Annotated in this window: 10 protein-coding genes; 5 read left to right on the top strand and 5 right to left on the bottom strand. The window is 70.5% G+C overall.

The window, feature by feature from the left end; all coding sequences use genetic code 11:
• The coding region (locus tag AX721_RS17575) for an outer membrane protein (RefSeq protein ID WP_231754733.1) at window positions 1-747 on the bottom strand (747 nt) is incomplete at its 3' end.
• A gap of 556 nt (window positions 748-1,303) precedes the next feature.
• Complete coding sequence (locus AX721_RS17570) at window positions 1,304-3,085, bottom strand: cation:proton antiporter (RefSeq protein ID WP_068877285.1); 1,782 nt, start codon at window positions 3,083-3,085, stop codon at window positions 1,304-1,306.
• Window positions 3,086-3,195: 110 nt separating this feature from the next.
• Here AX721_RS17570 and AX721_RS17565 point away from each other — a divergent pair, with 110 nt between their 5' ends.
• The 5 genes from AX721_RS17565 to AX721_RS17545 all read left to right on the top strand — a co-directional run bounded on the left by AX721_RS17565 (window position 3,196) and on the right by AX721_RS17545 (window position 8,748).
• Complete coding sequence (locus AX721_RS17565; RefSeq protein WP_068877284.1) at window positions 3,196-3,555, top strand: DUF2946 family protein; 360 nt, start codon at window positions 3,196-3,198, stop codon at window positions 3,553-3,555.
• A 59-nt stretch (window positions 3,556-3,614) separates the two neighbouring features.
• Window positions 3,615-5,660 (top strand): TonB-dependent receptor domain-containing protein, encoded by a 2,046-nt coding sequence (locus AX721_RS17560; protein WP_082765487.1) that lies wholly within the window; start codon window positions 3,615-3,617, stop codon window positions 5,658-5,660.
• Window positions 5,648-6,136, top strand: coding sequence for a YcnI family protein (locus AX721_RS17555; RefSeq protein WP_068877282.1), 489 nt, complete (start codon window positions 5,648-5,650; stop codon window positions 6,134-6,136). The genes AX721_RS17560 and AX721_RS17555 overlap by 13 nt, the downstream gene beginning before the upstream one ends.
• Window positions 6,137-6,146: 10 nt before the next feature.
• Window positions 6,147-6,590, top strand: a complete 444-nt coding sequence (locus AX721_RS17550) for a copper chaperone PCu(A)C (RefSeq protein ID WP_068877281.1) — start codon at window positions 6,147-6,149, stop codon at window positions 6,588-6,590.
• Window positions 6,591-6,675: 85 nt separating this feature from the next.
• Entirely contained in the window at window positions 6,676-8,748 is a 2,073-nt protein-coding gene (locus tag AX721_RS17545; RefSeq protein WP_068877280.1) for a M13 family metallopeptidase, read from the top strand.
• A 542-nt stretch (window positions 8,749-9,290) separates the two neighbouring features.
• Here AX721_RS17545 and hisG read toward each other — a convergent pair.
• The 3 genes from hisG to AX721_RS17530 form a co-directional block, all read right to left on the bottom strand.
• Entirely contained in the window at window positions 9,291-10,241 is a 951-nt protein-coding gene (hisG, locus tag AX721_RS17540) for an ATP phosphoribosyltransferase (protein WP_068877279.1), read from the bottom strand.
• The gene (locus AX721_RS17535) at window positions 10,238-11,374 is read right to left on the bottom strand and encodes an ATP phosphoribosyltransferase regulatory subunit (RefSeq protein WP_068877278.1); all 1,137 of its coding nucleotides are present in this window, start codon (window positions 11,372-11,374) and stop codon (window positions 10,238-10,240) included. Before AX721_RS17535 ends, hisG begins: the two co-directional genes overlap by 4 nt.
• The coding region (locus tag AX721_RS17530; RefSeq protein ID WP_197422627.1) for an ATP phosphoribosyltransferase regulatory subunit at window positions 11,374-12,109 on the bottom strand (736 nt) is incomplete at its 5' end. The genes AX721_RS17530 and AX721_RS17535, both read right to left, overlap by 1 nt.

The raw sequence follows: 12,109 nt of genomic DNA, 5'->3' as shown, positions 1-12,109 counted from the left end.
CGGCGGAGCCGCGAACAGGTACCGCAGGCCCAGCGTCACCGACTGGTCGCGATAGTCGCCCGAGAACACGCCCGGCTGCAGGCCGCTGGCCAGGCTGCCGGTGGACGTGAAGTCCAGGTCCGAGCCGCCCAGGTAGCGATAGGTGAGGTCGACGCTGAGCTGGTCGGTGGCCTTCCAGGCCAGGCCGGCGATCAGCTGGTAGGCGAACGCCGTGTCGGAGTCGTCGATCGTCAGGTTCTGCTGAGCGTTGGCCGCCGTCACCGTGCCCGGGACGTTCGAGAATTGGCCGAGCACGTCCATCTTGACGTGGTTCACGCCGACGCCGGCGCCGACGAACGGGTTGAGGGCCGAGCCGGGCAGGATGTCGTAGATGACATTGCCCATCACGGTCCAGGCCGAGACGTCGCCGTCCGGCGAGCCGCAGGCCGGAGCCGCGGCGGTGCGCGTCACGCCGGGAGTGCAGAGGCCGACGACGGCCTGGTTCGACCCGCCGCGGACCGACTCGATGTCGCCCGAGCGGTAGCCGACTTCCAGTTCGATCCGCCAGTTGTCGTTCAGCTGATAGCCGAGGCGGGCGAAGCCGGCCCAGTCATCTTCCTGATTGAAATCCCACTGATAGGGGGCGCCGTTCGCGGCATTGTTGGAGGACGTCGCTTCCAGCGAGTCCGGCCAGTGGTAGCCGAGATCGACGGCGCCGTACCAGCCTTCTTGCGCAGCGGCGCCGGACGCGGCGAAAACCGCAGCCATCGCGGCCCCAGCCAGGAGTTTCAACTTCATAATCAGAGCCCTCTCGTTGCCCTCAGGTGGTGCGGCCGTTTGACCCAGCCGCCGTTATAACAAGGCTTACTCGTTGCGAAAGTGTCGCCAGGGCCACACTCGAACCGCAATTTCGCCAGCCTTTCCCAAGCTCTACCAGGACGTCAGGCGTCCGGCGCCCGCAAATGCTCGCATTCGCAAGGGCTCCCTAGCACAATCGCCCCGTCGGTTCGCCAGGCATCCGCCGTGCGAACACGATTCTCATCTCCAGAACCTCCGCCAATCTGCAACGGTCTCGTTCAAGCGTCCGTCGAGTTCTGACCCAAGTCCTTGGCGTTGTTTGTAAAGGCGAGGCATTGACGCAGCGCAGACGAGCCGACGGTCGTCAGCTGCGGCGCCGTTCGTTTCCACACGCCCTGAATGCATTCGCCCGATAGTCCCCGACACGTCATCCGTCGTCAGACCGCCCAACGGATCAAAGCCACGCTTGGTTCCGCGTGGATGAACCTCCGATGAAAATTTTCGGGCTCTGCGTTTTCGGCGCCGGTCAGCCGCCGCGCTCGCGCTGGAAGCGGCGAGCCCGGCCGCCGAGCGATTCGGGCCGGTTCAGCGACTTTCGGAACTCGTCCCGGCGCTCGTGGATCGAGGCGATGACCAGGCCCATGGGCACCCCGATCTCCACCAGCACGGCCTCGGACAGCTGCAGGCTGGCCTCGACGGTCTCGGGCACGGCGTCGGTGGCGCCCAGGTCGTACAGGCGCTGGGCGTGGCGGGCGTCCCTGGCGCGGGCCACGATGGTAAGGTCCGGACGTAGTTCCCGCGCGACGGCCACGATGGCCTCGGCGCCCTCGGGATTGTCCATGGTCACCACCAGGGCCGGGGCGTCGGCCAGGCCGCAGCGCATCAGGAAGTCCGCCCGGGCCGCGTCTCCGAAATAGATGGCCTCGCCCGCCCGGCGGCCCTGTTCGACGAGCTTGGGATCGAGTTCGGCTCCGACCCAGGCGATCTCGTGCCGGCGCAGCATGTCGCCCACCAGCCGGCCGACCCGGCCGTAGCCCACCACCAGGACCTTGGGCTCGTCGTCGGGCTCGCCCTCCGGCTCCGGCGGCAGTTCGCTGGGGACGATCTGGCGGCCGCCCAGCTTGAGGCCAAGCTGCGCCAGGAAGGGGATCGAGAACATGGAGAGGGTTGCGGCCACCAGCACCGTCTGGCCGACCGTCCGATCGACCAGGCCCTGGTCCATGGCCTGGCCCAGGATCACGAAGGCGAACTCGCCGGCGCCCGCCAGCAGCAGGGCGGCTTCGATCGCCGCGCGGCTCTTCAGGCGGAAGGCCTTGGCCAGCCCGAAGACGACCGCCGTGTTGAGCGACACCAGCGCCACGGCCGAGCCCACGATCACCAGCGGCCGCTCCAGTAGCAGCGGCACGTTCAGCCCGATGCCGACCGAGATGAAGAACATGCCCAGCAACAGGCCCTTGAACGGCTCGACCCGCACCTCGACCTCGTGGCGGAACTCGGTCTCGGCGAGGAGCAGGCCGGCGACGAAGGCGCCCAGCGCCATGGAGAGGCCCGCCAGGGCGCTGACCAGCCCGGCGCCGACGACCACCAGCAGCGACGCCGCGAGGAACAGCTCCTCGCTCTTGGCCTTGGCCACCGAGCGCAGCATCGGCCGCAGCAGCAGGCGGCCGAACAGGAACAGCGCCGCGACGCCGGCGATCGCCGGCAGCAGCGACAGCAGCATGGCCGGTGAGAAGGGCTCGTCCGAACGCCGCCCCATGAGGGTGAGGGTGACCAGGATCGGGGCCACCGCCAGGTCCTGGAACAGCAGGACCGAGAAGGTGGCGCGGCCCGCGACGGCGTGCTGGCGCTTCTGCTCCGCCAGGATCGGCATCACGATCGCGGTCGAGGACAGGGCCAGCGCCGCGCCGATGGCGATGGCCGCCGCCGGGGGCTGGCCCATGGCCATCGCCACCGCCGCCGTCGACGTCAGGCAGAGCCCGACCTGCAGCGCGCCCAGGCCGAAGACATAGCGGCGCAGGGACCGCAGGCGCTCCCATGACAGCTCCAGGCCGATCATGAACAGCAGGAACACCACGCCGAGCTCGGCCAGCTGGGCCAGCTGGGCCGGATTGTCGATGGTGAAGGCGCTCAGCCACTCGATCTCGTGGGCTAGGCTGCCGAGGCCGTACGGCCCCAGGACCACGCCTGCGCCCAGGAACCCGAGGATCGGGCTGACCCGCCAGCGGCGGAACAGCGGAACCACGACCCCGGCCGTGGCGAGAAACAGTACGACATCCTTGTACGCGCCGGGCTGGACGTGGCCTTCCATCAGGTCTCCGATTTGTCGATAGCCTCACTATGGGGCATCGCGGCGACTTGCGGAATCCTGCGGTGCGTATAGGACGCCGGTTTGTGGGGCTGCCGAGCAAACAGGCTGGGATGGAGCGCGCCGAGCGCCGGGCGATGATCGCCCTGCTGGCGGTCTTCGCCCTGCTTGTCCAGGCGCTGGTCCCGGCCTTCGCCGCCGCGGCCCCGGCCGCGGCGGGCGAGCTCCTGATCTGCACCGACATGGGGCTGCAGGCGGCGCCGGACGGCGGCGGCTCGCCGTCGGCCGACCATAGCTGCAAGCACTGCCTCTGCCCCGCCCCCGCCGCCGACCCGCCCTCCGCGGTGAGCGTCAGCCACGTGGCCTATGTGGTCGCCGAGGCGCCTCCCGCCGTCCGACCGCACCGCCTCATACCGCCGGCCCGCGCCCCGCCGCGGCCGCCGGGCCAGGGACCCCCGACCTCCGAAGCCTGATCGCTGCCACCGGCGCGCGAGCCCTCGCGCGCCTGTCCCATCATGTTCGGAGTCCATCCATGAAACCCGCCTTGCGCGCGGCGCTGCTCGCCGCGTCGGCCATCCCGTCGATCGCCCTCGCCGCGGACGATGCGCCGCCCACCACCGTCGACTCGGTGATCGTCACCGGCGCCCGAAATCCCGAAGATCCCCCCGTGGTGGCGGATGCGCGCCAGCGCCTGTCGGAAACCCCGGGGGCCGTCTCGGTGATCTCCGCCGAGTCCTACGAAAAACGCGTCGCCCTCGCCCTGGACGACGTCCTGCGCGACGCGCCCGGCGTCTATGCGCAGCGCAAGTGGGGCGGGGATATCCGCCTCTCGATCCGCGGCTCCGGCATCGGCAACGCCAACCACAATCGCGGACTCCTGAACGCCCAGGATGGCCTGCCGCTGAACGAAGCCGACGGCTATGGCGACAGCCAGTCCATCGACCCGCTGATCGCCCGCTACACCGAGGTCTACCGCGGCGGCAACGCCCTGCGCTTCGGCGGCGCGCTGCTGGGCGGGGCGGTGAACGTCGTGACGCCCACCGGCCGCAACGCGGGCCACGAGGCTCTGGTCCGGATCGACGGCGGCAGCTACGGCCTGCTGCGCGAGCACGTGGCCGTGGCCCGCGTCCACGGCGACTGGGACGCCTACGCCGCCGCCACCAACCAGACCGGCCAGGGCTATCGGCCGCAGAGCCAGCAGAACCTCCAGTTCGGCACGCTGAACCTGGGCCGCAGCTTCGGGGAGGACCGCGAGGTCCGGCTGGTCGTGGGCGGCTGGAACATCGCCCAGGAGATCCCCGGCGCCCTGACCCGCGCCCAGTTCGACGCCGACCCGCGGCAGGCGACGGCGGGCAACTACAACAACGACCAGAGCCGCAATCAGCGCGGCCTGCGCAGTTCCGTCCGGACCACCTGGCGGCTCTCGGACAGCACGGTGCTCGAGGCCGGCGCCTACGCCGTCTGGAAGGACCTGGACCATCCCATCTTCCAGGTCATCGACCAGCAGAGCCGCAACTACGGCGTCTTCGCACGGCTGGACTGGGCGGGCGAGATCGGGGACCTGCTCGCCGACGCCTACGGCGGCGTCTGGCTCCGCACGGGGGATCTCGACTCCAACTTCTACGTCAATGTGCGGGGCGCCCGCGGCGCGCCCACCTCCCGCACCCTCCAGAACGCCGACGCGGCCGACGTCTTCGCCGAGGGGCGGGTCTTCGTCACGCCGCACCTGGCCGTGGTCGCCGGCGGGACCTGGGGGCAGGCCCGGCGCGACTACCGCAGCTTTGCGATCCCGGGGGTCGCGGGGACGATCGACCTGAAGGCCTCCAAGACCTACGACTGGATCGCCCCGCGCGTCGGGCTCATCTGGGAGGCGAACGACGGCGCCCAGCTGTTCGCCAACGTGACCAGGTCGGTGGAGCCGCCGAACCTCGGATCGATGTCGCCCACCAACCTGGGCTTCGCCCCCGTGAAGGCGCAGGAGGCCTGGACCGCCGAACTGGGCACGCGCGGTCGGCGCGGTCCGTTCCTGTGGGACGTCACCCTCTACCGCGCCTGGCTGGACAAGGAGCTCCTGCAGTTCACCGTCGGCCCGAACATCCCGGCGTCCACCTTCAACGCGGACAAGACGATCCATCAGGGGATCGAGGCGGCGTTGGACTGGCGGATCGCCGAACGCCTGCGGCTGCGCCAGACCTATACGCTGTCCGACTTCCGGTTCGACGGCGACGGCCAGTACGGCGACAACCGCCTGCCTATCGTGCCGAAGCATTTCTACCGGGCCGAGCTGCGCTACGACGCCCCCTCCGGATGGTTCGTCGCCCCGTCCATCGAATGGTCGGCCTCGAAGATCCAGGTCGACTACAAGAACACCACCCAGGCCCCGGCCTATGCGGTGGTTAATCTCAACACGGGATGGGTGCTGAACGAGCGGCTCTCGCTGTTCCTCGACATCCGCAACCTCGGCGACAAGGACTATATCTCCAACGTCCAGGCGCAGATCGCGGCCACGGCCGCCAGCGCCGCCTACTGGCCCGGCGACGGGCGCTCGGTATTCGGAGGCGTGCAATGGGCGTTCTGAGACCCCTGACCCTCGTGGCCGGCCTCGCCCTCGGCACGGCGGCCTCCGCTCACGTGAGCCTCCAGCCCGCCACGGCCGGGGCCGGCGCCTATCAGGTGCTGCGCTTCGGTGTCGGCCACGGCTGCGATGGCCAGGCGACCACCGCCTTGCGGATCGAGATACCCGCCGGGACCTCGGTCGCCCGCCCGCAGCCGAAGCCCGGCTGGACTCTGTCCGTCGAGCGTGCCGGCGAGGCCGTCACCGCCATCGTCTGGCGGGGCGAACTGCCGGCCGACCAGTTCGACGAGTTCCTGATCCTCGCCAAGCTGCCGTCGGGCGAAGGCCCCCTCGCGTTCCCGGCCATACAGGCCTGCGGCGAGGCCCAGACCGGATGGGTCGAGGTCGCGCCCGCCGGCGCGCCGCGCCCGAAGCATCCCGCCCCTCTCCTGACCCTTACGCCCGCGCCAGCCGCCGCCGGCCACGGCCCGCATCACTGAAGGATTTCCGATGAGACTTCCGCTCGCCACCCTGGCGGTCGTGGCCTTCGCCACCGCCGCGCAAGCCGCCCCCGCGGTCGAGGCCGCCTGGACCCGCCCCGCCGCCCAGGGCGGGACAGGCGCCGGCTTCATGACGCTGAAAAACTCCGGCGCGAAGGCCGACGCCCTGGTCGCCGTCTCCAGCCCCCTGGCCCGCACGGTTCAGATCCACCAGTCCAGCATGAGCGGCGGGATGGCCTCCATGAAGCAGGTCGCCCGGGTCGCCGTCCCGCCGGGGGGAAGCGTCGCCTTCGCGCCCGGGGGCTACCACCTGATGTTCCTGGGTCTGACCAGACCCGTGAAGACGGGCGACGCCGTGCCGGCCACCCTGACCTTCGCCAGCGGCGCCAAGGTGAAGGTCTCGTTCGTCGCGGGGATGGGAGCTCCCGCCGCGGCGGGGTCTCACCATCACTAGCCGTCTGACAGAAATGTAACGAGCGTAACGGCGCGGGCCCGTAGCATGGTCCGCGCCAACTTCGATCAAGCGAGACCCCACGCCTATGAAGACTGCCTGGCTCGCCGCCGCGTGCGCGGCCGCCCTGCTCGCCGTCGGCCCCGCCGCCTTCGCCGCCGACGCCGCGACCACCGCCCCTGAAACCGTCGCCCGCGACCTCAGCAAGGCGCCGCGGATGGGGCCCTGGGGCTTCGACATGGCCGGCCGCGACACCGCCTCTTCGCCCGGCAAGAGCCTCTTCGAGTACGCCAACGGCGCGTACATGGAGAAGCTGACCATCCCTGCCGACCGGTCGACCTACGGCGCTTTCAACGTGCTGGACGAGTTGTCCAAGGACCGCATGCGGGCCGTTATCGAGAAGGCGGCGGCCGACAAGGCGGCCAGTGGCGTCGAGGCCAAGGTCGGCGCCCTCTATCGCAGCTTCATGGACGAGGCGAAGGTCGAGGCGCTGGGCGCCAAGCCGCTGGAGGCCGACCTCGCCCGGATCCGCGCCGCCGGGACACGCGCCGACGTGGCCCGGCTGATGGGCGCCACCGCGGGCGGCTTCGGCCAGAGCTTCTTCAACCCCCAGGTCTACGACGACGCCAAGGACCCGTTGAAGTACGCGGTCTATCTCAGCCAGGGCGGCCTGACCCTGCCCGACCGCGACTACTATCTCGACGCCAAGTTCGAGCCGCAGCGCAAGGCCTACGAGGCCTATGTGGCCAAGCTGCTGGGCCTGGCCGGCTGGGCCAACCCCGAGGCCAGCGCCAAGGCCATCGTCGCCATGGAGACCGAGGTGGCCAAGGTCTCCTGGACCCGGGCCGAGCGTCGCGACGACGACAAGACCTACAACCCGGTCGAGACCGCGAAGCTCGCCGCCTTTGCGCCCGGCTTCGACTGGAGCGCCTTCCTGGACGGCGCCGGCCTCAGCCAGGCGACGCGGGTGATCGCGGCCGAGAACACCGCCTTTCCCAAGATCGCCGCCATCTATGGCGCGACCGACGTCGACACGCTGAAGGCGTGGCTGGCTTTCACCACCGTCGACCAGGCGGCCAGCTACCTGTCCAAGGACTTCGATCAGGCCCGTTTCGACTTCCGCGCCAAAACCCTCTCGGGCACGCCGGCCCAGCAGCCGCGCTGGAAGCGGGGCGTGAACCTGGTGGACGCCAACCTGGGTGAGGCGGTCGGCAAGCTCTACGTCGACGCCTATTTCCCCGCCGACAGCAAGGCGCGGATGGAGGCCCTGGTCGGCGACCTGAAGACCGCCATGGGCGCCCGCATCGAAAAGCTGGACTGGATGGGCCCGGAGACCAAGCGCAAGGCGCTTGAAAAGCTCTCCAAGTTTACGGTGAAGATCGGCTACCCCGACAAGTGGCGGGACTACTCGGCCCTGCGGATCGTCGAAGGCGACCTCTATGGCAACGTGGAGCGCGCCGCCGCCTTCGACTGGAACTTCCGCACCGCGCGCCTGAACCAGCCGGTGGACCGCGCCGAATGGGAGATGACGCCGGCGACGATCAACGCCTACTACTCCTCGACCAAGAACGAGATCGTCTTCCCGGCCGCCATCCTGCAGCCGCCGTTCTTCGACCCCGAGGGCGACCCGGCCGTGAATTACGGTGGGATCGGCGGCGTGATCGGGCACGAGATCACCCACGGGTTCGACGACCAGGGCCGAAAGTCCGACGGCGACGGCCGGCTCTCCGAATGGTGGACCAAGGACGACGAGGCCAAGTTCGCGGTCCAGGCCGAGCGCCTGGGCAGGCAGTACTCGGCCACCGAGGTGCTGCCGGGCGCGAAGATCAACGGCGAGCTGACCATGGGCGAGAACATCGCCGACCTGGGCGGGCTGCTGCTGGCGCTCGACGCCTATCACCTGTCGCTGAAGGGTAGGCCCGCGCCGGTGATCGACGGCCTGACCGGTGACCAGCGGGTGTTCCTGGGCTGGGCCCAGGTCTGGCGCGGCAAGTACCGGGACGACTTCATGAAGCAGATCCTGGTGTCCGACCCGCACTCTCCGCCCGTGGCCCGTGTCGACCTGCCGGTCCGCAACATCGACGCCTTCTACGAGGCCTTTGGCGTGAAGCCGGGCGACCCGATGTACGTGCCGCCGGAACAGCGCGTGCGGATCTGGTGATCTGACTCAGAGGTGCTCCCCCTCGGGGGGAGCTCGCGAAGCGAGAGGGGGTTTAAATCCCCAGCGCCCAGGCTGTAGCCCCCTCCGCCTTCGGCGCCTCCCCAGCGGGGGAGGACCTAGCGCCGAGCCCAGGTGCTCCCCCTCAGGGGGAGCTCGCGAAGCGAGAGGGGGATCAAGCCCACAACGCTCAATCTGAACCTCCTTCGGGACCTCCCACAGCGGGGGAGGACCCACGCGGGCTGAGACGCTCCCCACAGGAACGTACTTTTGACTCGCCCGTCAAAATTGCCGATGTCCGGAAAAAGAATCGGCCCGCAGCGGGGGATAATCGCTGCGGGCCGCCTTGAGCAGTCGCTCTGATTGAGCGGGCGTTTCCTCCCCGAAACGCCGGAGACCTCGGGACTAGCGCCTTCATGTCTCTCGCCTGATGACAGAACGGCAATTTTCTACCCGAGTCAACGGGCCAAAGACCCCGAATGGGGGCGTTACGATCAGAATTTCGCGAGCCAGAGCAAATTTTACAGCGTTTTTTGACGCCTACGTCAAATAACCCGCGATCTCAACGTGTCGAACGCCAAGCACTTCACGTCAAAGACGAAATCCGGCTTCGAAGCTGTTACCGGTCCCAGTCCGGCGGCGTTCAACGCGAGCGATGCATCGGCCACCTGGGCCGAATCGACCAGCAGTCCGTTGGGCCGCCGGGAGGCGCCGGCGCTGACCAGCGCATTGACCGTCGCCACCTCCACCGCATCCCCGCCCGCGGGCCAGGTGAGGGTCGAACTGCGCAGCGCGGCCGCGCGGGCCTCGACGATCCGCAGCAGCCGCTCGGCCTGCCCCAGGGCCTCGGCATCCCACGGCGCCCGCAGGGACGCCGCGAGCTGCGCCTGGCTCTTCAGCATCACGCCGTCGGCCAGCACCTTGAGCCCGTTGGCCTGCAGCGTCGCCCCGGTCGTGGTGATGTCGACCACCAGCTCCGCGGATCCCGCGGCGGGCGCGCCCTCGGTGGCTCCGCCCGATTCCGTGATTCGATAGTCCGCGATGCCGTGACGGGCGAAAAAGCTGCGGGTTTGGGTGAGGTACTTGGTGGCGACCCGCATCCGCCGGCCGGTGCGGCGCAGGTAGTCGTGCGCCACTTCCTCCAAGTCGGCCATGCTGTCGACGTCGAGCCAACTCTTGGGCACGGCGGTCACGAGGTCCGCGCGCCCGAAGCCCAGCGCCCGCAGCAGCAGGAGCCGCGCGTCGAGATCCTCGCCGCGTTCGCGCAGCAGATCCTCGCCGGTGACCCCCAGGTGGACCTCGCCCGCATCCAGCGCATCGGCGATGTCGGCCGCCGACAACAGGCGCACCTGCGCCCCCGGCAGGCCCTTCAGACTGGCGAGATAGCCCCGCGCGCCGCCGGTGACCTCCAGCTTCAGACCGCTGTCCGCCAGCCAGCCCTCGACCTGTTCCTTCAGCCGCCCCTTGGACGGCACAGCGATGACGAGACCGCTCATCCTTCGGCTCCTTCGCCATCGCGCCAGGCGCGCCACGGCCGCACCATGCAGCCCACGGCCCGCGCATCGCCGGCCCCGCCCAGCCGGGTCAGCAGGCCGTCGTACCGGCCGCCGACCGCCACCGCCCGCTCGGGGCCCAGCCCGTCGCTGCGCACCTCGAAGGTGATGCCGTCGTAGTAGTCGAAGGCATGCCCCAGCGCCGGCGTGAACCGCAGCCGGTCCGCCGGGACCGTGCGGGTCAGCTCCAAGAGGCGCGCCTCCCAGCCGGAGATGGCCGCCTTCAGCGCCGCGTCCCGACCGCCCGCCAGTTCGCGCATCCGGGCGAAGGCGTAGGCGGGGGAATCGTCGATGGCCATGAAGGCGCGGATCGCCTCGGACTGTGCCTCGGTCAGCGCCGGCGCGGTGGCCGCCTCCGCCTTGCGCACCAGCCGCGCGGCGATCTCGGCCGGGCCGCGACCGCCCACGGGCTCCACGCCGGCCAGCGCCCAGACCTCTTCCAACAAGGCGGCGGCCTGGGCTTCGGAGAGCCCGGCCAGCAGGCCCGCCAGCGTTCCGCCGTCCGAGGTCGCCTGCCCCGTGCGCGACAGCTCGGCCCACAGCAGGCGCGGCCGCCCAGCCACGCGCCGCAGCCGGCTCGCCAGGGTCTCGGCCAGGTCGAGGCTTTCGATGAAGGCCGCGAACAGCGCCACGTCGCCCAGCCAGAGCGACAGGTCCTTCCGCCCCCCCGCCTCGGCCGCGCGCCAGGCCAGGGCGGCGATCTCGGCGTCCGCCGCCTCCACCGCCCCGCCGCCAGGCGAGAACATCTCCAGGCCCAGTTGCACGAACTCTTCCGGCCGGTCGGTCCCCGTCGAGGCCCGGAACGCCGCGCCCTGGTACCAGTAGAGGCCGGCCGCCCGGCCGCTTTCCAGGTGCTGGCGGGCGATGGCGACGGTGAAGTCCGGCCGCAGGCAGCTTTCCGCCCCACCCTCGGCCTGCACCACGAACAGCCGCGCGCGCATCTCCTCGCCGGCCAGGTCCAGCAGGAGGTTCAGCGGCTGCAGCAGCGGCGCGTCGGCGCGCTCGGCGCCCGACGCCTCGAGCGGCGCGCGAATGGCCGAGAGCATCTCGGCGGGAACGGACGGCTCGACGCGCATCAGCCGGCGTCCAGGATGCGGCGCAGGGCCGCCGTCAGCTCGCCGCGCGGGATGGTCTGCTGCCCCGGCCGCTGCTCGCGCCACTCGGCGTTGTCGGCGACCTTCGAGGCCAGCACCCGGCCCAGGTCCAGGTCCTTCACCGTCACCGTCCCGGCCGCCAGCTCGTCCTCGCCCACGATCACCGCGGCGGGCGACAGGCGCCGGTCGGCGTACTTCATCTGCGCCTTCATGCCCGACGATCCGAGATAGACCTCGGCCGGGATGCCGGCGGCCCGGATCTCGCGCGCCACGGCGAAATAGTCGGCCATCCGCGTCTGGTCGAAGGCGATCACCACCACCGGCCCGCGCGCCGCTTTGGCCAGGTCCCGCCCGGCCGCCTTCAGCGCCGAGGCCAGGCGCGAGACGCCGAAGGAGAAGCCCGTCGCCGGCGTCCGCTCGCCGGTGAACCGCGCCACCAGGTCGTCGTACCGCCCGCCCCCGCCGATGGAGCCGAACCGCATCGGCTGGCCCTTCTCGTCCAGGGTGGAGAGCAGCAGTTCGGCCTCGAAGACCGCGCCCGTGTAGTACTCCAGCCCCCGCACCACCGAGGGGTCGAAGGTCGCCCGGTCGGCGGCCACGCCCAGGCCGGTGAGCGCCGCGTCGATGGCCGCCAGCTCGGCCAGCCCCTCATCGCCCTCGGCCGAGCCGCCCACCACATCGGCCAGCTTCGCCAGGGTGGACGCGCGGTCCCCCGCC

Source organism: Phenylobacterium sp. CCH9-H3 (genome assembly GCF_001557235.1).
Classification (GTDB): Bacteria; Pseudomonadota; Alphaproteobacteria; order Caulobacterales; family Caulobacteraceae; genus Phenylobacterium.
The sequence above is the reverse complement of the archived record's forward strand: the minus strand, read 5'-3'. Positions and strand labels throughout refer to the sequence as shown.